The 21,965-nt window shown below is 32.2% G+C and carries 27 protein-coding genes; 26 read left to right on the top strand and 1 reads right to left on the bottom strand.

Features of this window, described 5'->3' with window-relative positions; genetic code table 11:
* Positions 1–210: 210 nt before the first annotated feature.
* The 17 genes from ABW637_RS20115 (at position 211) to ABW637_RS20035 (ending at position 13,066) form a co-directional block, all read left to right on the top strand.
* Positions 211–930, top strand: a complete 720-nt coding sequence (locus ABW637_RS20115; protein ID WP_367586522.1) for a DUF2071 domain-containing protein — start codon at positions 211–213, stop codon at positions 928–930.
* Between the two features lie 288 nt (positions 931–1,218).
* A complete protein-coding gene (locus ABW637_RS20110; protein ID WP_367586510.1) occupies positions 1,219–1,722 on the top strand; it encodes a hypothetical protein in 504 nt (167 codons plus the stop codon).
* 153 nt (positions 1,723–1,875) lie between these two features.
* Positions 1,876–2,397, top strand: coding sequence for a hypothetical protein (locus tag ABW637_RS20105; protein ID WP_367586521.1), 522 nt, complete (start codon positions 1,876–1,878; stop codon positions 2,395–2,397).
* A 157-nt stretch (positions 2,398–2,554) separates the two neighbouring features.
* Positions 2,555–3,103, top strand: coding sequence for a DUF2199 domain-containing protein (locus ABW637_RS20100; protein ID WP_367586520.1), 549 nt, complete (start codon positions 2,555–2,557; stop codon positions 3,101–3,103).
* Positions 3,104–3,296: 193 nt separating this feature from the next.
* Positions 3,297–3,908 carry a DJ-1/PfpI family protein gene (locus ABW637_RS20095; protein ID WP_367586519.1) on the top strand — a complete coding sequence of 204 codons (612 nt, stop codon included), beginning with the start codon at positions 3,297–3,299 and terminating at the stop codon, positions 3,906–3,908.
* Between the two features lie 208 nt (positions 3,909–4,116).
* Positions 4,117–4,869 carry a CPBP family intramembrane glutamic endopeptidase gene (locus ABW637_RS20090; RefSeq protein ID WP_367586518.1) on the top strand — a complete coding sequence of 251 codons (753 nt, stop codon included), beginning with the start codon at positions 4,117–4,119 and terminating at the stop codon, positions 4,867–4,869.
* Between the two features lie 283 nt (positions 4,870–5,152).
* Positions 5,153–5,584: a hypothetical protein gene (locus ABW637_RS20085; protein ID WP_367586517.1), complete on the top strand. Its 432-nt coding sequence runs from the start codon at positions 5,153–5,155 to the stop codon at positions 5,582–5,584.
* A gap of 195 nt (positions 5,585–5,779) precedes the next feature.
* On the top strand, positions 5,780–6,298 hold the full coding sequence (locus tag ABW637_RS20080) for a hypothetical protein (RefSeq protein ID WP_367586516.1): 519 nt from the start codon (positions 5,780–5,782) through the stop codon (positions 6,296–6,298).
* A 187-nt stretch (positions 6,299–6,485) separates the two neighbouring features.
* Complete coding sequence (locus ABW637_RS20075) at positions 6,486–7,226, top strand: phytanoyl-CoA dioxygenase family protein (protein ID WP_367586711.1); 741 nt, start codon at positions 6,486–6,488, stop codon at positions 7,224–7,226.
* Positions 7,227–7,393: 167 nt separating this feature from the next.
* Entirely contained in the window at positions 7,394–7,987 is a 594-nt protein-coding gene (locus ABW637_RS20070) for a hypothetical protein (RefSeq protein ID WP_367586515.1), read from the top strand.
* A 202-nt stretch (positions 7,988–8,189) separates the two neighbouring features.
* On the top strand, positions 8,190–8,525 hold the full coding sequence (locus ABW637_RS20065; protein ID WP_367586514.1) for a hypothetical protein: 336 nt from the start codon (positions 8,190–8,192) through the stop codon (positions 8,523–8,525).
* Between the two features lie 231 nt (positions 8,526–8,756).
* Positions 8,757–9,410 carry a DUF4279 domain-containing protein gene (locus tag ABW637_RS20060; protein WP_367586513.1) on the top strand — a complete coding sequence of 218 codons (654 nt, stop codon included), beginning with the start codon at positions 8,757–8,759 and terminating at the stop codon, positions 9,408–9,410.
* A 195-nt stretch (positions 9,411–9,605) separates the two neighbouring features.
* The gene (locus ABW637_RS20055) at positions 9,606–10,073 is read left to right on the top strand and encodes a hypothetical protein (RefSeq protein WP_367586512.1); all 468 of its coding nucleotides are present in this window, start codon (positions 9,606–9,608) and stop codon (positions 10,071–10,073) included.
* Positions 10,074–10,270: 197 nt separating this feature from the next.
* Complete coding sequence (locus ABW637_RS20050) at positions 10,271–10,687, top strand: hypothetical protein (RefSeq protein ID WP_367586511.1); 417 nt, start codon at positions 10,271–10,273, stop codon at positions 10,685–10,687.
* Positions 10,688–10,853: 166 nt separating this feature from the next.
* Positions 10,854–11,357, top strand: coding sequence for a hypothetical protein (locus ABW637_RS20045; protein WP_367586510.1), 504 nt, complete (start codon positions 10,854–10,856; stop codon positions 11,355–11,357).
* 146 nt (positions 11,358–11,503) lie between these two features.
* Positions 11,504–12,334 (top strand): DUF695 domain-containing protein, encoded by an 831-nt coding sequence (locus ABW637_RS20040; RefSeq protein ID WP_367586509.1) that lies wholly within the window; start codon positions 11,504–11,506, stop codon positions 12,332–12,334.
* A gap of 273 nt (positions 12,335–12,607) precedes the next feature.
* A complete protein-coding gene (locus ABW637_RS20035; protein ID WP_367586508.1) occupies positions 12,608–13,066 on the top strand; it encodes a hypothetical protein in 459 nt (152 codons plus the stop codon).
* A 636-nt stretch (positions 13,067–13,702) separates the two neighbouring features.
* Here ABW637_RS20035 and ABW637_RS20030 read toward each other — a convergent pair.
* Positions 13,703–14,506 carry a DNA alkylation repair protein gene (locus ABW637_RS20030; RefSeq protein WP_367586507.1) on the bottom strand — a complete coding sequence of 268 codons (804 nt, stop codon included), beginning with the start codon at positions 14,504–14,506 and terminating at the stop codon, positions 13,703–13,705.
* A gap of 69 nt (positions 14,507–14,575) precedes the next feature.
* On the opposite strand from ABW637_RS20030, the gene ABW637_RS20025 reads away from it, so the two are divergent.
* From ABW637_RS20025 to ABW637_RS19985, 9 genes are all read left to right on the top strand, one after another.
* Positions 14,576–15,166: a TetR/AcrR family transcriptional regulator gene (locus ABW637_RS20025; RefSeq protein WP_367586506.1), complete on the top strand. Its 591-nt coding sequence runs from the start codon at positions 14,576–14,578 to the stop codon at positions 15,164–15,166.
* 49 nt (positions 15,167–15,215) lie between these two features.
* Positions 15,216–16,043 carry a hypothetical protein gene (locus ABW637_RS20020; protein WP_367586505.1) on the top strand — a complete coding sequence of 276 codons (828 nt, stop codon included), beginning with the start codon at positions 15,216–15,218 and terminating at the stop codon, positions 16,041–16,043.
* Positions 16,044–16,199: 156 nt separating this feature from the next.
* The gene (locus ABW637_RS20015; RefSeq protein WP_367586504.1) at positions 16,200–16,769 is read left to right on the top strand and encodes a hypothetical protein; all 570 of its coding nucleotides are present in this window, start codon (positions 16,200–16,202) and stop codon (positions 16,767–16,769) included.
* A gap of 181 nt (positions 16,770–16,950) precedes the next feature.
* Positions 16,951–17,517, top strand: coding sequence for a hypothetical protein (locus ABW637_RS20010; protein ID WP_367586503.1), 567 nt, complete (start codon positions 16,951–16,953; stop codon positions 17,515–17,517).
* 218 nt (positions 17,518–17,735) lie between these two features.
* Positions 17,736–18,245, top strand: a complete 510-nt coding sequence (locus ABW637_RS20005; RefSeq protein ID WP_367586502.1) for a hypothetical protein — start codon at positions 17,736–17,738, stop codon at positions 18,243–18,245.
* 189 nt (positions 18,246–18,434) lie between these two features.
* Entirely contained in the window at positions 18,435–19,136 is a 702-nt protein-coding gene (locus ABW637_RS20000) for a hypothetical protein (protein WP_367586501.1), read from the top strand.
* Positions 19,137–19,394: 258 nt separating this feature from the next.
* A complete protein-coding gene (locus ABW637_RS19995; protein ID WP_367586500.1) occupies positions 19,395–19,637 on the top strand; it encodes a hypothetical protein in 243 nt (80 codons plus the stop codon).
* Positions 19,638–19,791: 154 nt separating this feature from the next.
* Positions 19,792–20,475: a hypothetical protein gene (locus ABW637_RS19990; protein ID WP_367586499.1), complete on the top strand. Its 684-nt coding sequence runs from the start codon at positions 19,792–19,794 to the stop codon at positions 20,473–20,475.
* 212 nt (positions 20,476–20,687) lie between these two features.
* Positions 20,688–21,935 (top strand): hypothetical protein, encoded by a 1,248-nt coding sequence (locus ABW637_RS19985; protein ID WP_367586498.1) that lies wholly within the window; start codon positions 20,688–20,690, stop codon positions 21,933–21,935.
* Positions 21,936–21,965: the final 30 nt, after the last annotated feature.

The following is a 21,965-nucleotide window of genomic DNA, read 5'->3' as shown; positions in this document are numbered from 1 at the left end:
GTTCGCAAGCAATCATCGCTTTGCTTGAGCAACTTTGCAAAGTAACGGCTGAAGAAAAAAGCCAGTGCATAACATGATGTATAATTAATAGCGGTGGAAATTCCTAACGGAATTTCACGCGTGTTTGTTACCTTTGGGCTATGCGGAACGTTGGTTTTAGATCATCCCGCTACAAATTATACATTAAACGTTAGTGGCAATTAAAGCAAAATGAAAATACCTAAGATTACAGGAATAATAGACAGAAGAATTCTAATCAATTATCAAGTTGACAAGGAAGTCTTGGAAAACTATTTACCTGAGCCATTTAAACCTAAATTAGTTAACGGTAAAGGAATTGCAGGTATTTGCTTAATAAGGTTAAAAGAAATAAGACCTAAAAGACTTCCAAAACAAATCGGAATATCATCTGAAAACGGAGCTCATAGAATTGCAGTAGAATGGATTGAAAATGGTGAACTAAAAGAGGGTGTTTATATTCCAAGAAGAGATACATCCTCGAAATTAAACTCATTAGTTGGAGAAACTATTTTCCCTGGAGTTCACCATCTAGCTGAGTTTTCTGTTAATGAATCAGATGGAAACTATAAAGTTGCGTTTGTAAGTGACGATGAAACCTCACTGTCAATTGAGGCTAAAGAGACTAATAATTGGAACAACGAAAGTGTTTTTGAAAGTTTAGACTGTGTTTCTGATTTTTTTGAAAATGGCTCAGTTGGTTATTCCCCTGATAAAAATGATTTTGAGGGGCTAGAACTCAAAGCGTACAACTGGAAAGTGTCTCTTTTAGATGTAAAGAATGTCCAATCTAGTTTTTTTGAAAATGAAAATATTTTCCCCAAAGGATCGGTTAGGCTTGATAATGCTTTGTTGATGAGGGATATTGAACATGAATGGATTGGTTTAAAGAAAATTAAAAAAAGCCACTAACACTGTATATAGCAAATAGGGCGTTTGGTGGTTTTAGAAAGTTCAGAGCTATTTACCAACACCGCCAAATCGTTGATTTGGCTTTTAAAATGAATAAGTTAAACAAAATACAACGTTTTGGCTCAGTGCAAACTTGAAAGTTTATTACTTTCTACTGCCCTACTTGCCATATACTAAACGTTACAGCACATTTGAGAAAAACATTTCGCTAAACCAAAAGACCATTTTACTCATTTCTGATTTTCAAATCAAGAAACTGACTTTAGATTTGACAGAAATAATTGGAATATGAAACATCTTTTAATTCTAACCATAACTCTGCTATTTGGTAAAAATGTGTTCTCTCAAGAAACCACAACTGATTTAATTCTGACTGAAAAGCAAAACACCGAATGGATTGCGAGTTTTGAAAAATTGAGTTCAAAATCTGACCAAATAGCTCAAATAAAAAAGAAAATATTTGCAGACACTATTTACAAACGACAAAAAAGTTATTGTCGAATTGTAATTAAAAATCAAGAAACGATACAAGACGCAATGGAAAAGGCGAATTGTGAATGTAAAATTGTTTTTGTTCTAGGCTTAAAGAAAAACGCTTATTTGCTTGACCCAACAGAATATCCCAAAACAAATAGAATACTTGAATTGGTAACTGATAAGAACGTTGACAAGGTAACTGTATTAAAAGGAACTAATGCTTCAGCATTATATGGAACTAATGGCCGTTGCGGAGTTGTTATAATGTATTCTGACAGCAGAAAATTTAAACGAAAAGTGAAAAACGTGCTGTAACAATGCCTATGAGTTTATTGCGGCGAAATTCCTTAACGGAATTTCACGCGCATTTGTTATCTTAGGCTCTTTAACCGGAATCGGACTCGCGTGCCTTTCCGCAACAAACCATAGCCGAGACGTTGTGCAACATACCCAAAAAACTGATAATTAATGACAAATCGAATTTTAACGGCTCTAACTTTGAGAATAGCTGGAATATTTTTATTCATTAAAATATTCGACCATTTTGGTTCATATTTCCTTTCAATTTACGGAACGGCGGCAATGGCCCAGTTTGCAGAATTATTGGAAAAACCAATTGATAAATTCTATTTCACTGGAACATTTCTGACTTTAGCTAATATTGTTGTTTCTTTATTTCTGTTTTTGAAAGCGGATTGGATTTCTAAAAAACTAATTAAAACAGATAAAGAAATAGTTACGGAATTAAACCCTAAATCATTATCGAAAGTAATTTTAATGACAGTTGGAATTGTTTGGCTAGCTACTTCAATTTATCTGATTCCTGAGTTTATAGAATATTGTATTCAATTGACTTCTCAACTGAATGGAAATGAAAACGCAGATATTTCTGACTTTAGCGTAGCTAAATATATTGTAAGAACAATGATAGCTTTGATTTTAATATTCCGAATTGAAAAAACATCGGATTGGATTACAAAGCGGATATAAAACGTTGCACAACAAGGTGTATGAATTAATTGCAGCGGAATTTCACTATCGGAAATTCACTTGCATTAATTATCTTTAGCAATGACGGAAAGTACTCACGTGCTTTCTCGCAACTAATCATACACAAAACGTTGTATGCAAGCCGTGAAATTTGAATATGAAACTGAGTAAAATTTTTAATAGAAAGGGTAAAGAAGTTTTTAAATGCGAATGTTGTGGAACTGAATATGATGATATGCCATTATGTTTTGGATCCGAATTTCCTGACTATTATTACTCAATCCCTCCTGATGAAAGAAAATCTAGAATTGAAATTGAAAAAAGTCTTTGTGTTGTAGACGAAGAGCATTTTTTTCACAGAGGTAGATTAACTATTCCAATATTAGATTACCCAGAAGATCTTTACTTTGATATTTGGGCGTCAATAAGTCGTGAAAATTTTGAAAAAAGAATGGATGACTGGAATAATCCTCAAAGAATAGAAAATGAACCATATTTTGGATGGTTACAAAACCAAATTCCAACATATAAAAACACTCTTAATATAAAATCAAGAGCTATTGAACAGAATGTAGATTCCATAGTTGAAATCGAAATTGGAGAAGAAAATCATCAACTGACTTTTGACCAAGAAAACGGAATTACATTGGAGAAAGCTAAAAAAATAGTTCAATTTGTTCTTAAGGATAAACATAAAAACGAATAAAAAAGCCTGCATACAACATTATATATGAAATCAGAGCAATTTAGTACTAAATCAAAAGGTCCTTCCCTTTTTGCAATGGCGCTAAATTTTTATAAATTGAATAAGAAATAAAAATGCGCAAATAGATCAATAGGTTCAGGTATACTTGCCTTGCTCCGATTCATATATTTGACGTTAGCTACAATAAAAACAAATGAAGATAGCATATATACTATTTGACGAAATAACTCTTTTAGATTTTATTGGATTTTATGACCCTATAAAGAATATAAAAACCAAAGGGTTTATGGAAAATCTAAATTGGGATTTGTGTGCGACTAAAAAATCGATAAAGGATAGTTTTGGACTAGAAATTATTGTCGATAAAATTAAACCTGATTTATCGGATTATGATATGATAGTTGTGCCTGGTGGATATGGAACAAGAGAGCTTCAACACAATACAGAATTCATTGAATGGTTGAGAACTGGAAAAAATGTTGATTATATAGTTTCAATTTGCACAGGTAGCTTATTAATTGGTTCAGCTGGATTTTTAAAAAACAAAACTGCAACGACTAACTTTAATGAATATAAATCATTGGAAAAATATTGCGAAAAAGTTGTTCAAACAAGAATTGTTGATGACAATAATACCATTACAGCTGGAGCAGTTGCATCTTCATTGGATTTAGGCTTATACCTATCTGAGAAACTTATCGGAAAAGAAAAAACCGAAGAAATACGAATAGGAATGGACTATCACCCCAAAAAAAATGAAATAATTACTGTAGCTAACACTATATATAGCAAATTGGGCGATTAGTGCTTAATCCAAAAGTTGTTGTCTATTTACAATAGTCACCAAATCTTTTGATTTGGTCTTAAAAGAGAAAATTAACACAAAATGCAAAAAATTTGGCTTGTGACTAAACCGAAAATAATCACTTGTTTTCTTCCCAACTTGCCATATATTTAACGTTAGTGGCTATTTGACAAAAACCATCGAGAAAACCGAAAATTTTAAGTAAAATATGGAGAATGAATTAAAACCGATGTGGAGTAAGATTTTCAATTTTAATTGGAAATTCGGACTTTTTTTAATTCTTGTAATCTGTATTCCTCGTTTCATTTTAGTTCTACACGCAAATGAAATAGCAAACTACGCCTACATTGGACTGATTATGTTTATTTCCGCGATTGCACCATTCATTTTTTTGAGTAAGTACGGAAGAAAAAAAATCGGAATTAAAAAGCCTACGGAAAAGAATTGGTTAATTATTTCTTTTATAATTGGAATCGTATTTAGCATTTTCCTTTACTTTTTAGGCGAAATTTTTTACGGTCAGTCTTACGAAAATTGGTACTACTATATTGGAAAATCTTATAATATTCCAGTAGAAATTGACCAGCAGAGTAAACTCGTGATGTTTGGTATTATGGCTTTGACTGGAATGATATTCAGTCCGATTGGAGAAGAACTTTTTTTTAGAGGTATAGTTCATTCAAGTTTTGCAAATTCCGTTGGAAATGGAAAAGCATCTATAATTGATAGTTCTGCATTTGCTCTCGTTCATATCTCTCATTTCGGACTAGTTTTCGTAAATCAGCAATGGGAATTATTGACATTACCGACTTTGATATGGGTTTTGAATATGTTTTGTGTGAGTATTTTATTTTACGTTTGCAGAAAACGTTCAGGCTCGATTTTAGGAGCAATAATATGTCACTCAGCTTTCAATTTAGGAATGATTTATTGCATCTTTTATCCAATCAACGTGAATTAAAACTGCCAGTAACAATGTATAAAAAACATAGGGTATTTGGGCTTAATCCAAAGGTCTGTGTGTATTTGCAAAGTCGCCAACTATAAAATTTGGCGTTTAGGAGAAAAAAGATAAAAGCAAAATATTTATATTTGGCTTAGTACCAATCCGAAACGTATCGCTTATCACCTGCCCTACGTTTCTTATACGAGACGTTGGCAACAATTATAATTAAATGAGAAACTTTCTAATTTTATTAATGCTTTTTACTTTCAACAAAATGGTTTCGCAAGAAACAATTGGAATGAAGGAAACATATATTGACAATAATTTAGTTTACAAAAGTGTTAATAACAAACTCTTTACTGGAATTACTCAAAAAAAACGAAAAAATGGACATTTAGTTTATGAAGAGGAATACAAAAACGGAATTATCCTGTCGAGTAATTTATACTACAACGGAAAAGAAAAAAGAGTTTCAAATAAGATAATATACAACCCAAATAAACAATTAGTTCTTTTAAAAGAGCATAAGTATAATTTAGAAGGTGAAGTTTTTGAAACCATAACTTATAATGATGACGGAATAAAAATTCTTGTGGAACAGTTTGAAAGGGGAAAACTGACTTATAGCTGTCAATATTTAGGGAAAAAGAAAAACGGAATTGAATACTGCCTAAATAAAAACGGAGCCAAAACTCAAATAGAATATCGAAACGGAAAAAAAGTAAAATAACTGTTGCCAACACTATATATGTGATCATAGCAGCTATGAGATAAATCGAATGGTTATTGTATTTTTACTAAGGCGCAATACTTGCAAAAAGTAAAAGTTAGCAACCAATGCGCAGAAAAATCGAAAAGTAAGGTAACATTTTGCCCTGCTACGACACATATATTAAACGTTGTAAGTAATCCTTAAAAACCAATTTTGAAGTATCAAATTCCATTTGACGAAAAGCTTTATATCGAACAAACAAAATTGACTTTCCCTTATATTTTTCCAAAAGAATATAAGAAGATGAAAGAATCATTAATTATTTCTTGTATATGTTTTATTCTTGGACTTAGTATCTTGATTGGGGGAAGTGAATTGAGCACTTTATTCTTTGTTATTGGAATTTTTGCAATTTTCGATCTTTACTTTAAAAATGAAAAGTATACGGGATTAAAAAACGATTATACAAGGAATTTAAAAAGCTTATTTAAGGAAAATGAAGTAACTACGACTGGAATATTTGAATTAAATGATCATTGTTTAAGATATTCTAACGATTACTTATGTAATTGGACGAATTGGGAAGATTTTCAAAAATATAAAATAGTTAAATCTAATCTTCTATTAATTCAAAAAGAAAATTATGGAGAGGTATTCGTAATTGGAAAATCTGAAGTTGGTGAAGAGGATTTCCAAAATATCTTAAACTTTGTACATGAAAAAATAAAATAAACTACTTACAATAACATATATGTGATCATAGCGGCTAAGGGATGAATTGAATGGTTGTTGTATTTTTGGTAAGGCGCAATGCTTGCAGAAAGTAAAAGTTAGCAATCAATGCGCAGAAAATGTCGATGGCTTGGTAACATTTTGCCCTGCTACGACACATATATTAAACGTTGTGTGTAAGCGTAAAATGAGCTACAAAAAAAACAAAATAGAACTTGATGAAAACGGATATTCTGTATTATCTGACTTGTATTCGGACAATGAAATAAGTCAAATCTTGGCTTGTATTGAGAATACTGAACAAGACGGAAATTCGTTTATGAAAACAAAGGATTTATTTGCAATTAGGCAATTAATCAAAAATGTACCTGAACTAAGTGATTTGCTATTTAACAAAAAGCTGACTGAATTACTTACTGACCTTTCCGAATCCAAATATTTCCTGACAAAAGCAATCTATTTTGACAAACCTAGTGAATCAAATTGGTTTGTTGCTTATCATCAAGATTTGAGTATTTCTGTTGATAAAAAAGTAGAGTTGAAAAATTACTCAAATTGGACTTTTAAAAAAAGGCAATACGGAGTTCAACCACCAATTGAGATTTTACAAGACACAATAACAATTCGAATTCACTTGGACAAAACGGACAAGAATAATGGAGCTCTAAAAGTAATTCCAAAATCTCATTTAAAAGGAATAGTGCGTGCCGACTCAAAAGATTGGAATATAGAAAACGAATTTGTTTGTGAAGTAGAAAAAGGCGGAGCAATGTTAATGAAACCTCTGACCTTACACGCTTCGAACAGAACAACAAACGGTAAGAAAAGACGAGTAATTCATTTAGAATTTAATATGCATAATCTGACTGAACCACTAAATTGGTTAGAATATTGGAATGGAAAAGCCAACACACAACATTATATATGAAATCAGAACAATTTAGTGCCAGATCGAAAGGCTATTTTCTTTTTGCAGTGGCGCTATATTTTTATAAATTAAACAAGAAATAAAAATACGCAAATAGATCGATTGGTTCTGGCTTACTTGCCTTGCTCCGATTCATATATTAAACGTTGTGTGTAAGTTGAAAAATGATGAAAAAAATTGGAATTATCATATTAGCTACTATATTTTTGATTCAATGCAAATCAGAGCAAAAATCAAATTTAAATTTGAAAAAAAGTGAATCTGACACAATTAAAAACACAGCTAATAAAACACCGAAATCTCTGAGTACAAAGAAAACAACAACGCAAGCTACTCTGCCTATAAAAGAAGAGATAACATATATCTCCGAATATCCCGAAAGGACCAATTTTAAAAAGTATAGCTTAAACGACACCATAAAAATTGACTTGAATGGGAATGGAGAATTAGAAAAAATATACTTTGTCAGAAACAAATGTAAATACATATTTATAGAGCAAAAAAGAGGGAGCACTTTAAAAATTGGTTGTAATGAAACAAAATTCATAAAATACCCCGAATTAGTAGATTGGATTGATGAATGGGGAGTCATTTCTGACAAAAAAACTTGGGAAGTATTAATTAAGGAAAATGGAGATCTAGATAAAGATACTATCATTAAACTTGAAAGACCTAGTATTTATGTACAAAAGCTAGATGCAGGAGGAGGTATACTAACTTTTAAAAAAGGGAAATTATATTGGGTTCATCAATCAGATTAAAAACCTACACACAACATTATATATGAAATCAGAGCAAAGTTTAGTGCTAGATCGAAAGGTCATTTTCTTTTTGGGATGGCGCTAGATTTTTATAAATTAAACAAGAAATAAAAATGCGCAGATAGATCAATTGGTTCAGGCTTACTTGCTTTGCTCCGATTCATATATTTGGCGTTGTGTGTAAGCGAAAAAAATAAATTTAATGGAATCAGCAGAAACGATCACTAAAAAAAACACCAATTACAGAACTTGGTCCTTCCGGTTTTTAATATATTTTATTTTATTGAACATTTTGGTTGCTTATATTGTCGGAACCTCTACTACTTTATCAATTGAATTGGAAGGATATGAAAAGCCGCAAGAGAATTCGGACATACTCCTCTCCGTATTGATCATTCTGACGAATTTACTCGTAATTTCTGGTACAGCTTTAACAGCCTTAAGTATTTTAAAAAAGGAAAAGAAAGATTATAAATATATTATTTCTATCGTTGGATTTTCCATTTTTTTGATCGTAGCTGTGTTATCAATAATTTGAATTAAGCCCGAAACCTGAAAAGAAAGCCCTACCCACAACATTATATATAAAATCAGAGCAAAATTTAATGTTGGATCTAAAGGTCTTTTACTTTTTGCGATGGCGCTAAATTTTTATAAATTGAATAAGAAATAAAAATGCGCAGATAGATCAATTGGTTCAGGAATACTTGCCTTGCTCCGATTCATATATTTGGCGTTGTGAGCAATACCTGAAAAAACTAAATTGATATTGAAAGAAAAACTAATAGAGAGAGCAATCGCAGAAATTGAAAAGCCAACTTTTGGAACAACAGAACAGTATTTGGAAGTTCATTCAGTCCAATTAAAAAATGGAAAACCAAAAGTTGAACGCGTCGATTTTAAATCATTTGAAAAAGTAAATGCTGTTTATTTTCCTATAGCAGAAGAGCCTTTCTTTTTAGTTATTTATTTTTCAAAAGAAAATAATAAATTAGTTGCTGTAGATACCGAAAATGGAAACCGAATATATTTAACCGCGACTTCCGATAAACTTACTTTTGACGAATTATCTAAATTAACGAAACTAAAGCCATTGACAGGTTGGAGTATTGATGATTTGAGAGCAAATGGAAAAAGCAGATATAATTTCAGCAGAATTTCATTTGAGCCGATCAAAAGTAATGCTTATGAGTTAGAACCTAAATTAAAAATGTTACTAACTGAATTGGAAAAAGATATTGATGGAATTAAAAAGTTGATTGCAAAATCTAATGTTATAATTTCTATTTTTAGCCAACAATATATTTGTGGGAACAAAGGAATTCATTTTGACACCAAAATAATTAGTCGAATGAATAATTTAAACCTAGGGATTGATATTGATCAATCTGATTATGGGAATGAATTAAAATCTGTTCTCTAAAAAAAGTACTGCTCACAACATTATATATGAAATCAGAGCAATTTAGTGCTAGATCAAGAGGTTATTTCCTTTTTGCAAAGACGCTAGATTTTTATAAGTTTAATAAGAAATAAAAATGCGCAGATAAATCAATTGGTTCAGGTATACTTGCCTTGCTCCGATTCATATATTTGGCGTTGTAGCCAATTAAGCTGAATGCAAAAAACAATCGAATTTATAGAAAATAGAATTAAGTGGAGAGCTTCTCAACATAGTCTACCGAATAAAAGTGCCTTTTTATTTGAAAACTTGACTGATGAAGTTAAAATGAAATATTCAAATCATTTTGACGAAAAAGATAGCGGAAAAATAATCTTACTATTTACGGATTCAAAGAATAATTGGACCGCATTGGGGACTAAAAGAATCATTGGATATGATGGAACAAAACTCAACTCTATAAAACTAGATTCAATTGAAGATGTAGATTCTAAAAATCGGAAAGAATATTTCGAAAAAGCAGAAGCTGGCGAAACTAAACTCAAAAAAATTAAAAAACGTAATGAATGTGAATTGTTAGTTACTGAATTTGACGGGAAAGAAACGATTTTTATTACGAAAAAAGGAAATGACTTATTCTCGCTTTGGAATATTATAATTATGATAACGAGACTAAATAAATAAACTGGCTACAACACTATATATGTGATCATAGCAGCAAAGTGATCAATTGATTGGTTGTTGTATTTTTGGTAAGGCGCAATGTTTCAAAAAGTAAAAGTTGGCAACCAATGCGCAAGAAAAATCGAAAATTATGGTAACTTTTTCTTCTGCTACGACACATATATTAAACGTTAGAGAATATTAAACTTGATAATTAAATGGATGGATCGAGAAAAATAATTTTACCATTAGTTATAACTGTTTTTTTAAGTGCAACTATCTCCTACTTTTTATTCAAGTGGTTGGAAGGATATTCAATAGACCCTTTGATTAAAAATTCCGTTAGCAAAGGGCCGATCATAAAATTATTCATTACTTGGTTAATCTATTTTTTCTCTTTAATTACTTTACCATTTCTATGGAAGGAGTTAATAGAGTGGATTAAAATAAAAGAAAAGGATTGGTGGAAAGCTCCTTTGATTCTTGAATTGTTTTCTCTAATTTTTTCTTACTTGGCAACGCCTCCTGATTTTATTTCAACTATTTTGTTTTTTATAGCCTGTCAACCAATTGTAATAGTAAACAGCATTATATTAAAACGAAAATTAACTAAAATTAATGGAGATGGTTTATAAAAGAACACATTCTCTAACACTATGTAAAAATGCATTAAAACGCATTTTACATTAAACGTTACAGCACATTTGAGAAAAACATTTCGCTAAACCAAAAGACCATTTTACTCATTTCTGATTTTCAAATCAAGAAACTGACTTTAGATTTGACAGAAATAATTGGAATATGAAACATCTTTTAATTCTAACCATAACTCTGCTATTTGGTAAAAATGTGTTCTCTCAAGAAACCACAACTGATTTAATTCTGACTGAAAAGCAAAACACCGAATGGATTGCGAGTTTTGAAAAATTGAGTTCAAAATCTGACCAAATAGCTCAAATAAAAAAGAAAATATTTGCAGACACTATTTACAAACGACAAAAAAGTTATTGTCGAATTGTAATTAAAAATCAAGAAACGATACAAGACGCAATGGAAAAGGCGAATTGTGAATGTAAAATTGTTTTTGTTCTAGGCTTAAAGAAAAACGCTTATTTGCTTGACCCAACAGAATATCCCAAAACAAATAGAATACTTGAATTGGTAACTGATAAGAACGTTGACAAGGTAACTGTATTAAAAGGAACTAATGCTTCAGCATTATATGGAACTAATGGCCGTTGCGGAGTTGTTATAATGTATTCTGACAGCAGAAAATTTAAACGAAAAGTGAAAAACGTGCTGTAACAATGCCTATGAGTTTATTGCGGCGAAATTCCTTAACGGAATTTCACGCGCATTTGTTATCTTAGGCTCTTTAACCGGAATCGGACTCGCGTGCCTTTCCGCAACAAACCATAGCCGAGACGTTACCCACAAGTTGAACAAAGCGAATGCGAAAAATACTGACCTTAATATTGATAATGGGATTTTTAAGTAAAATATTCGGACAAACAGAAAAGAAAACTGAATACGAACCTGATTGGACTTTTTACTTTTCAAATGTAAATGACAAATTAAGTTCCATTGCAACGGATTTGAATTTAACGAGTGTTGCTCCAATAAATGGACAAGAAAATGTTGTCTATGTTTCAATAAAAATGCCTAATCCGAAAGACAACGGATTGTCCAGTAACGATGATGCGGATGAATTATGGAAAATTGAGGATGAAATAATAAGCGGATTTGACAAAAGTAATCTGAATTACACTTTTGCTGGACGACTGACTTCAGACGGATTTCGGGATTTATACTTTTTTGGAGAGAACACAATTTTAATGGAAAAACAAGTTTCATCAGCAATGACCGCATTTCCGAATTTCAAATTTGATTTTGGACATAAAACAGACAAAGAATGGAACGGATATTTTGACTTTTTATATCCTTTGCCAAGACAAATGCAAGTAATACAAAATAGACGTGTGCTTGAACAATTAGAAAAAGGCGGAGATAAATTAATCAAACCGCGAGAAGTTTTTCATTGGATCTATTTTAAAAACGAGAAAGAACTCGAGAAATTCGAGAGTTTCACTAATGAATTAAAGTTTATAACAAAAAACAAGGGAAAAACGGAACAACCTAACGAATACAAATATGTAATATCAGTTTCAAGAGTTGACAAAGTTGGATATGATCAAATTGATGATTACACATTGCAACTTTGGGAGAAAGCAAAAGAACTAAACGGAGAGTATGATGGATGGGAAACCTCTATTGAAAAATAGAAACCTGTGGGTAACATCATATATGAAATCAGAGCAAAGTTTAGTGCTAGATCAAAAGGTCATTCCCTTTTTGTCGTGGCGTTAAATTTTTATAAATTAAACAAGAAATAAAAATGCGCAGATAAATCGATTGGTTCAGGCTTGTTTGCCTTGCTCCGATTCATATATTTGGCGTTGTACACCATTTAAATGAACATTAGAGACACAATCAAAATTCTGATTTTAATTCCTTTATTTTCTTATGCTCAGCATGGTGATAAATATTTGGAATTAATGAACAATTTAAAGCCTATTGATTCAAGTAAAATTGAAACCTATTTTAAGAACGGACAACCAAAATATTCAGGAACTACAACCTATTATGAATATAACAACAAGGAATATTCTTTCTTGACTGGAAAACATATTAGATATTACAAAAATAGTTCGAGAACAGAAAGTATTTACGATTCGTGGGGAACGGTTATGAATAATAGATACTTTGACAAAAATGGAAATCTAATTTCTGACACAAAAACTCTGACTCTAAATACAACTGCAAAAGATTTACAAGAAATTAAAAATTCTAATAAGCATATCACATTTATTATAAAATCAAAGGACTACAAATACTCTTCCGAACTGAATAAATGGTACTTACATTTAGAAAGTGAACATACTAATGGGAAAAAAAGCGGAACTTGGAAGTATTATTATCCTTATGGCGAATTGAAAAAACAAATAGAAAAATAAAAACGCTGTACAACAACATATATGTGATCATAGCAGATAAGTGATCCATCGAATGATTATTGTATGTTTGGTAAGGCGCAATGCTTGCAAAAGGTAAAAGTTAGCAACCAATGCGCACCTGCCTGCCATCCGCCAGGTAGGCAGGGAAAAATCGAAAAGCAAGGTAACAATTTGCCCTGCTACGACACATATATTAAACGTTATGCGCCAGCATCTGAGGTCTGAAAAGCAAAACGCAAGCAACACCCAAAACTGACAGGCTCCACTTCAAAGACCTAAGATTTTTGCAAAGAATTTTAATGACCCAAAGGTTCGCTCCTATCCGCAACTGACGAAAGAAAGGTCATCGTAATTTTGTGATGGGCATTGCCAAACCCAAAGTCGCAAAACGATCGCGGGAATTGGAAAAATCAGCTCTCAAGTGGTTCGCAAGCAGTTATCGCTTTGCTTAAGGCATTTTTGCAAAGTCTCGGCTGACAAAAAAGCCGGCGCATAACACCATGTATAAGTTCATAGCGGTGGAAATTCCTAACGGAATTTCACGCGCATTTGCTATCTTTGGGCAGTGCGGAGGGTTCTTTGTCGACGAGTCCGCTACGAAACTATACATTAAACGTTAGGCACAATCTAAGCCAATCATTTGTTAATTGTCCTCATCGCCCGCTTGACTATGTAAGCTGTTTCTTTTGTTTGAGGCTGCTTTTCCCATTCCATGCATATATTTCTAACCCAACCAGGATTGGACTTTGAAGCATCGTTCAGCCAATTAGCAACCGAATTTTGAACATATTTTGAGCTATCGGACTTTAGTGGGCTAATCAAAGGAAATCCCAACTCAGGGTTTTGATGGAGTGCATCCACTTTTTTAGTCCAGACCCCATTGGGTCGTAATACTTCGGCAACATATCTGCGAATATTTTCTTCTTCTGAGGTACACCATTTTTTTAGCAGATTTATTGAGTTCACCAAATCCATTGTAAGTTGTTCTTTGGAAGCGAAAATGACTACTTCTCGCACCCCAAAATGCGCATCAGCTGCATAAGGCTTCATTTTTTTAAGTAGTTCTTTCGTGGTGTTTGCATTACTACTTTCTACCCAACAAGCCCAACACCGAACGACATCTGAAGGATGTGACTTTAGATAGCTAAGTATGTTTCCAAACTCAACCAACTTTACAAACTCTGACCCAATCACTTTGGTATTACTATTGGAAGTAGGCTTTTTTTGCGAATTGACTACAGCTTCAAATTCAGGGAAATGATTTTCAAGGCGAAGTTCGTTCAGCACGGTTTTCAGCACCTTAAGTTGGTTAATAGCCAACCACTCTGTGAGATTGACGGTCTCTATCATTCCTTTTTCCAGTAGCTCAAGGACTTCAGGGTTGATATCCGTTGCCTTTCGTACCCCTTTTCGGTTAAGTATTTCCTTTGGAATTTCCATTTTTATTTCAGATTGTTATGAGGCAAAGATATAAATTTCTATATTTACAACCAATTGGTCGGATAAATTATGGGCAGACACAAAAAATACGATGAACAGCTTGCTGTTGATAAAGGAGTTAAACTTTTTCGCGAAAGCGGTTACCACAATACAAGTGCGGCTGATATTGTGAATGCCCTTGATATACCAAAAGGCACTTTTTTCGGGATGTTCAACACTAAGGAAGAATATGTACTAAAAGTGTTACAGAAGTATATTGTTGACACGTTAGCTTTTATGGACAAAACGCTGTACGAAAACACCAAGATTTCAGCAGCCAAGCGACTCAAACTATTCTACGCATCTTTGAGCAATTATTTCAGCAATGAAGGATGTGCTTACGGTTGCTTGCTCAATACATTGACATCAGAAATAGGTGGCTACAACGATACCTTTAGCCGACTCATAAAAAAAGGACATTCCCAATTCATTGACAAACTAGAGCCTTGCGTGAAAGAAGCACAGGAAGCAAACGATTTTCGTTCAGATATCAATAGCAGAGAACTCACTTACTTTATTCATACCAGTTTTGATGGTGCACTTATCAAAATGAAGGGCGTTAGAAATGATGAGGCGTTACAAATTTTTCTGAATACAACTTTTAAGCTAATTGAAATGTAAAAATTTTTTTAATCAATTTCAGACCAATTGGTCGTAAATTTAATTCAATATGAGAATACTTAAAAAACAACTGAAACTATTAACCGTCCTTGCAATAACTTTCAGTTTTATTCAATGCCAAGGACAAACTAAAACAAATTCAAAAATGAATACAACGCAAAAAGACACGGCAAGTCTTCCAATGCCATCGGGAATTGAAAACCCTAATAGAGTTTACTTCGTCACTTTTTTGTGGTATAATGAAGATGGTGCAAACCAACTAAACCAATTTATGGACGAGGCACAACCCTATTGGGACAAGTACAAGTTGGGTAATGTAGGAGTGATTCAAATTGGGATGAAAAGAGCCATTGAAGGAGAGAACGACATAGAGCAACCTGACGAGATACGTCTGAACTATGCGGATGATATGTCTCTTTTTGAACAATACACGCAAGATGAAGAAATCCAGAAAATCGACCATATTCGTGACGGTGCCATTAGACGGTTGACGCTTGTGCTGGGAAAAGAAGAGGATATTGCTTCAATGAAAACATCATTTGAATCAAATATAAAAGACCGTTTGTACGTAGTTCAGCTTCTTCATTTTAAAGAAGAAGGAGCTGAAAAGTGGTCAAAGTTTAATGAAGCAGCAGCACCGCTTTTTAAAGAATACGGACTTCATTTTGATTACGTTTTGAGCCCAATCAAAAAGGTTGACGGAAAAGGCGATGGCTCGGATATGCAAATGCCCGATAAGGTAGTAGTATTCCATGCTGATGACCCAAGTCGATTGGCGGACTATAATGCAGATGAAAGGTATTTGAAACTTGCACCGCTTAGAGCAGAAGGTGTAGAACATAACAAACTGTTTGGTGGGAAGTTGATTGCCTATTAATGGAAAAAGACTGTGCCTAACAAGGTGTATAAGCAATAGCGGTTCAGGTGCAAACTTGAACCGTTTTTTCATTTTAAAAAGGTATCTTGTAAACCGAAAGGTAGTCGCAAAAAATCCGCTACTGCTCATACACAAGACCGTTAGCAAAAATTTAAAATGAAAAAAAATATACTGTTCTATCTTTTTATTATTCTTTCGATAAATACTTTCGGACAATCATTGACTAAATTGGGTTTTGACAAAATTCATAATGAAATTAGAAATATTACGTCTTCTATAAATAGTGAAAAAGATTTTGACATTCTTGTAAAGAGATTTAATCTGACAGAAGAACAATCGGAGTTAATTGAAAAACTAAAAAAAAGTGAAGTTCTAAAGTTTAATGAAGGTAGAGACCTGACCAAAAATTTTATTTTACCTTTTTATGTAAAGTCTGAACATGATGATCGTTTATTCTTGACACTTTTTGCTATTACAAATGTTGGACGTAAGCCTGGAGAGAAGTTTAGTAGAGGCAGGTATTATTTTGTTTTACAATGTTTAGTTGGATTAGATAAAACTTATAACGTAGTATTTGAAAACCCTAATCTGATTACTGACAAACAAAAAATTCAAAAATGGTTTTTGGACGGACACAAAGATTACGTAAAAAATACGAAACCAATTCATACCAAATACGATTTCATACCTCCTCCACCTCCATTACCCCCGAATACTTTAAAGTAAAACTTTTGCTAACATCATATATGAAATCAGAGCAATTTAGTACTTGATATAAAGGTCATTTCCTTTTTGCAATGGCGCAAAATTTTTATAAGTTTAATAAGAAATAAAAATGCGCAAATAGATTAATTGGTTCAGGTGTGTTTGCCTTGCTCCGATTCATATATTTAACGTTAGCAAACATATGAAAAACGAAAAGTTCAGCATATTAATTTTAGTTTTTACAACCCTAATTTTTGGTTGTAAACAAAAATCTGAATTTAAAGTTGCTCAAGATTATTCTGAATTCACAACGAAAATGGAAAATAATGACACTATAAATATTGGAGTGGTTTTATCAATGTGTATGTGGAGTGAATATGACCAATTACAAATCACAAAATCGAATGACAGCGTATTTCTTCAATTAAAAGAAAAACGAGTTATGGACGATGAACCTGTTCATTTTAATAAAGTTGTTTATGAATTGAAAAACGACACTCTGAATTTAGAAAAAATGATGACTGATTTTGATGTTAATTATCAAGAAAAGATAAGCAGTCCGTTTTTTGTAATAATTAACCCAAAAGAAAAAGACACAATTCTATTGAGAACAACTGGACTTGGAAATCGTGGATTTAACATTGAGCGTTATCAAAAAATAATGACGGAACTATATCCAAAAGAAATGGCGGAATATAGAAAAGAATATTTTACACCTCCTCCTCCGCCACCAAACGGAATTGAAATTGAAGAAACTCAAATGGAATAAAGATACGTTTGCTAACACGGTGTATAAAACATAGCTAGTAAGTGTAAAAACGAAAAGATTAGTACCTATTTTCAAAGACCGCCAAATTTTTAATTTGGCTTTAAAATAAAAGAAGTTAAAACAAAATATAAAAATTCGGCTCTGTGTTTATCCGAAAAGTTAGTGCTTTTTTGCACGCTACATTTCATACACAAACCGTTGTATGCAATTAAACCAAAATGACCGAACAAGAAGTTAAAAATAAAATACTTGAAATTTTTAAATCGGAAAGAAGTAATCCTTCTGCTGATTTTAACGAAAGTCATTTTATGGACTTCTTAACCCATCCAGCGCATAAAAAAAACACAATCAAAAATTCATTTAGAGGAGTACGAAAATACTACAGGTTTATGGATAAACTTGAATTGGAATTTGGAATCTGCTTCCCTTATTCAGATTTGGACAAATATTACAGTATTGACAAACTAACAAAGAAAGTGTTGGAACGGATTAAAAAAGGAAAAGGGAATAAAATGATTCTTCAAAGAAGAAATAAGGAGAAGGAGAAATACATTTTCGAGATAGTCCTTTTAGCAATTCTTATTGGAGTGTTTTATTGGCAAGGAATCAGTTGGATTTCAATCTTTGTAGCAATTCTATTTGGTGGAATAACATATTGGATTATTAGTAGCAAACTTTACAGCAAACGGCATATAAAAAAAATGAACGAACGCCTGAATATAAAATAACAAACAGCACACAACAACATATATGTGATCATAGCAGCAAAGTGATCAATCAAATGATTCTTGCATATTTATGATGGCGCAATGCTTGCAGATAGGAAAAGTTAACAACCAATGCGCGAGAAAAATCAAAAAGCAGGGTAACATTTTACCCTGCTACGACACATATATTAAACGTTGTCGATAATTGAAATGAAACAAACTTTATACTTTATAATAATTGGATTTTTAAGTTGTCAGACTTCTCAAAAGAAAGTTGAGCCAACAAATGACAACTGTGACAATACTAAACTGGTGAATTATGTATATCCTATAGAGAATTTTGTTAAAGAAAAAACATTCGTTTATTCACTAACATCAAACCGAGAATCTGGAATTGAATATTCTAGAAAAAGTTATCGCTTACAAACCGAAAAGGATTCCCTAATAACGAGTGTTACAAAAGACTCTCAAGAAAAAACAATTGACTCAACAGTATTTTCCTTTAAAAATGGAATACCTAAAATACTTAAATCATATACAAGAGTAGACTCTTATCCCAACTTAATTCCAACTAAGGAAAATATTGTTGGTAATAGATATTGCGAGTTTACCACTTTTGGAGACTCATCTGAATACAAAATTCCTACTGATGATGGCGATATCTATAGAAAATTCAAAGGACATACAACTCATAAAGAGTATGTGAAAAGAGAATTCAATGGTATTGAGTATAATTGCGCAATTTTTGAGTCAAAAAAGACTCTGACCGTTGAATTTAACAATAGAACTCAAAAACTGGGTGGAACTTGGACAGGTTGTGCCTGTGAAAATATTGGCGAATTGTATTCAACCACCAAAACCGAAGATGGACTTATAATCGAACACAAACTTGAAGAAATAATTGAAAAGTAAAAAATAACTATCGCCAACACAATATATATGATCATAGCAGCTAAATGATGAATCGAAAGGTTGTTGTATTTTTGGTAAGGCGCAATGCTTGCTGAGTGGAAAAAGTTAGCAACCAATGCGCAGAAAAATCGAATAACAAGGTAACATTTTGCGCTGCTACGACACATATATTAAACGTTAGCATTAATAATTTTAATTTAAAAAGACATTAAGAATTTAAGTTATATAAATAGGTTTTTTGCGGTTGTAATAATCGCTATGAACTTTTTATACTTCCTGAAAGGTACGTTCGATTTAATTAAGGAAAGTGGAGGGCCAATGGGATTCGGAGGACTTGTTTTTCCGATCTTGATTTCTATTAATCTACTTATGATTCCTGCTTTTTTGACTTTTAAAAACAAACTGAAAGGAAGTAAAGGACTTTTAATTGTTAATTTTTTTGGTCTATTATGGATTCTATTTTGGTTTAAAATTGTTATCCTTGACCCATTATTTGAATAAAAAATAATGCTAACAAGGTGTATAATTAATTGCGGCGGAATTTCCTCAATGGAAATTCACTTGCATTAATTATCTTTAGCAACAGCGGAAAGTACCGGCGTACTTTCTCGCAACTAATCATACACAAAACGTTAGCAACAAGCAGCAAAAAACTATGAATAAAGATTTAACTGCATTTATTGAAGATATAAGTTGGTTTTTCAATGAAACTGATAAAGTTGAAATAGAAGTTAAACCTTTTAATTTATCAGCTGATTTCAAACTCATATTTCCTAAGTTGACTGAATTAATTAATTGCGCCAGAATAACACATTTACGAATAAATAATGTTCCTCATATTTTGTTTGCTTGGAATGATATTGATGACGAAATTTTTGGTTGGTTAAATAAAATTGAGGATTTGAAGAACTTACCCAACCATTTAAGCAATGAACATAAAATACTATTACAGAATATTGGCGGAATACAAGAATCATTTAATCAGCCTGAAGATTCTTTGACAAATAACCAAAACTTTATGTTTATCGGAACCGAATGCCGTTTCGGTATTGGAAGTTGGGATGAATATTATAAAGAAACTTGTGATGAAGAAAATGTTAAACCAATAAACTACTCAAACCTAATATGTTTTGTGGAAGAAGCTAATGGAAATTTAACTTTTTATAATCCAACCACTAATGAAATAATTTTGTTTGCTTCTGATCACTGTTTTAATGATATTACTCCATTAAATGGACAACCAGAATATACCTTTTATAAATATGACAATATAAAATCATTTCCAGACTATGTCGAGAAAATAGCTGATGAATGGATGGAAGAAAATGCCAGTTGCTAACAATGTATAAGAAAACATTGGGCTTTTATAGGCTTAATAGAAAGGTCTGTGTTTATTTGCAAAGTCGCCAACTATAAAATTTGGCGTTTATGAAAAAAAAGATAAAAGTAAAATATTTATATTTGGCTTAGTACCAATCCGAAACGTATCGCTTATCACCTGCCCTACGTTTCTTATACGAGACGTTAACCTCAATTAAAAAATGACTTAATTTGATTTGGAAAAAAGATCGATACAAGATATTAGAAGAAAATAAAATCCAGCTTTCTGGATTGGTGTCCAAGTATGGTCTAAATAAATCTGGAATTTTGTTTGCTATTCTACATCCCAATAAAATGGATGAATCATGGTATAATTATCGATTAGTGGGAATTTCTCTTGAAAAAGGTATTTTATGGGAACATAAAGAATCTAACTTTCAACCAAATGAATTGAGGATTTCAGATAATGGAGATGCCTATATAAGTAGTGGAAACGAAATACGGCAAATATCTGAGGACGGGCAGATTCAAAAATCAGTTACATTTAAATTAGAAACTGACCAAGAAATAGGAAGTTTTGTACTTATAATAGATGGATTTATTTTGACCCTACAAGGAAAGAAAAATTCAAATGCTAAAGTACAACGGGTCACATTTGACGGAAAAATAATTTGGGAAACTCCAATTTCAACGAAAGATATATCATATAAAGGGTTGGTTCAAATGAGTGCAAAAAATAATTGGAAAGCCGAAGAAATACCTTCTTGGAATCCAAAATCTTGGAATTGTTTGACTGATAATGAAATAATTGTTTCTGGAGAGAACATTCTTGTCAACTATTTTGAATTTCCTGGAAGTGGAATAGGTATGTCTTTTTGCCTAAATATTGAAACGGGAGTTATAAAATGGACAACAAAACCAGCACCGTTTGAATCTATTTGTGGACTAAATGATGGAAAATTCTTGATAGGCCATCAGGGATATGGAGCTTTTGACACTAATTTACTTAATAGTGATGGAGAAATTGTTGAAAATTGGAAATCCGTTGGAACATCTGTGGTCAATGCAAATGAACAAATATTTGCTGTAGAAATGGACAACCATTCTGATTCAAAGTTACATTTCGTAGAATTAATAAAAGGAAATAAAATAAAGAAAGGAAAGAGAATTCCAGGCTATTACATAATTCATCCAGTGCTTGATGATTTAGAGAATGTAATATTTTGGAGAAATAATGAATTAATGATTGTCGATAATAAAGGTAATTTACATAAGTTATTTGCTATTAAACCAACTAATAGAGACTGGACTTCTGATAGAATGTTATTACACCAAAATGGGACGTTAATTTTTTCAATAAATGAAAGTCTATATATCTTGAAAACTACACTTGGAAACCTTGAAAAAGGCTCTTGGGCTTGTAAATATTCAAATAATGAAAGGAATCCAGTAATAAAAAAAGAGGTTAACACTATATAACAAAACATAGCTGCCCTTTAGGTCAGCAAC

The organism is Aquimarina penaris, assembly GCF_040786285.1.
Taxonomy (GTDB): Bacteria; Bacteroidota; Bacteroidia; order Flavobacteriales; family Flavobacteriaceae; genus Aquimarina.
This window is presented reverse-complemented; position numbering and strand designations above follow the sequence as displayed.

Excerpts from the sequence above, each read along its gene's own strand:
- ABW637_RS20075 (WP_367586711.1), top strand. The coding sequence starts at position 6,486 with ATGAGCTACAAAAAAAACAAAATAGAACTTGATGAAAACGGATATTCT.
- ABW637_RS20045 (WP_367586510.1), top strand. The coding sequence starts at position 10,854 with ATGAAACATCTTTTAATTCTAACCATAACTCTGCTATTTGGTAAAAAT.
- ABW637_RS20030 (WP_367586507.1), bottom strand. The coding sequence starts at position 14,506 with ATGGAAATTCCAAAGGAAATACTTAACCGAAAAGGGGTACGAAAGGCA.
- ABW637_RS19995 (WP_367586500.1), top strand. The coding sequence starts at position 19,395 with ATGAACTTTTTATACTTCCTGAAAGGTACGTTCGATTTAATTAAGGAA.
- ABW637_RS20025 (WP_367586506.1), top strand. The coding sequence starts at position 14,576 with ATGGGCAGACACAAAAAATACGATGAACAGCTTGCTGTTGATAAAGGA.
- ABW637_RS20070 (WP_367586515.1), top strand. The coding sequence starts at position 7,394 with ATGAAAAAAATTGGAATTATCATATTAGCTACTATATTTTTGATTCAA.
- ABW637_RS20100 (WP_367586520.1), top strand. The coding sequence starts at position 2,555 with ATGAAACTGAGTAAAATTTTTAATAGAAAGGGTAAAGAAGTTTTTAAA.
- ABW637_RS20090 (WP_367586518.1), top strand. The coding sequence starts at position 4,117 with ATGGAGAATGAATTAAAACCGATGTGGAGTAAGATTTTCAATTTTAAT.
- ABW637_RS20065 (WP_367586514.1), top strand. The coding sequence starts at position 8,190 with ATGGAATCAGCAGAAACGATCACTAAAAAAAACACCAATTACAGAACT.
- ABW637_RS20040 (WP_367586509.1), top strand. The coding sequence starts at position 11,504 with ATGCGAAAAATACTGACCTTAATATTGATAATGGGATTTTTAAGTAAA.
- ABW637_RS20050 (WP_367586511.1), top strand. The coding sequence starts at position 10,271 with ATGGATGGATCGAGAAAAATAATTTTACCATTAGTTATAACTGTTTTT.
- ABW637_RS20085 (WP_367586517.1), top strand. The coding sequence starts at position 5,153 with ATGAAGGAAACATATATTGACAATAATTTAGTTTACAAAAGTGTTAAT.
- ABW637_RS20110 (WP_367586510.1), top strand. The coding sequence starts at position 1,219 with ATGAAACATCTTTTAATTCTAACCATAACTCTGCTATTTGGTAAAAAT.
- ABW637_RS19990 (WP_367586499.1), top strand. The coding sequence starts at position 19,792 with ATGAATAAAGATTTAACTGCATTTATTGAAGATATAAGTTGGTTTTTC.
- ABW637_RS20015 (WP_367586504.1), top strand. The coding sequence starts at position 16,200 with ATGAAAAAAAATATACTGTTCTATCTTTTTATTATTCTTTCGATAAAT.
- ABW637_RS20095 (WP_367586519.1), top strand. The coding sequence starts at position 3,297 with ATGAAGATAGCATATATACTATTTGACGAAATAACTCTTTTAGATTTT.
- ABW637_RS20005 (WP_367586502.1), top strand. The coding sequence starts at position 17,736 with ATGACCGAACAAGAAGTTAAAAATAAAATACTTGAAATTTTTAAATCG.
- ABW637_RS20035 (WP_367586508.1), top strand. The coding sequence starts at position 12,608 with ATGAACAATTTAAAGCCTATTGATTCAAGTAAAATTGAAACCTATTTT.
- ABW637_RS20020 (WP_367586505.1), top strand. The coding sequence starts at position 15,216 with ATGAGAATACTTAAAAAACAACTGAAACTATTAACCGTCCTTGCAATA.
- ABW637_RS20055 (WP_367586512.1), top strand. The coding sequence starts at position 9,606 with ATGCAAAAAACAATCGAATTTATAGAAAATAGAATTAAGTGGAGAGCT.
- ABW637_RS20115 (WP_367586522.1), top strand. The coding sequence starts at position 211 with ATGAAAATACCTAAGATTACAGGAATAATAGACAGAAGAATTCTAATC.
- ABW637_RS20010 (WP_367586503.1), top strand. The coding sequence starts at position 16,951 with ATGAAAAACGAAAAGTTCAGCATATTAATTTTAGTTTTTACAACCCTA.
- ABW637_RS20105 (WP_367586521.1), top strand. The coding sequence starts at position 1,876 with ATGACAAATCGAATTTTAACGGCTCTAACTTTGAGAATAGCTGGAATA.
- ABW637_RS20000 (WP_367586501.1), top strand. The coding sequence starts at position 18,435 with ATGAAACAAACTTTATACTTTATAATAATTGGATTTTTAAGTTGTCAG.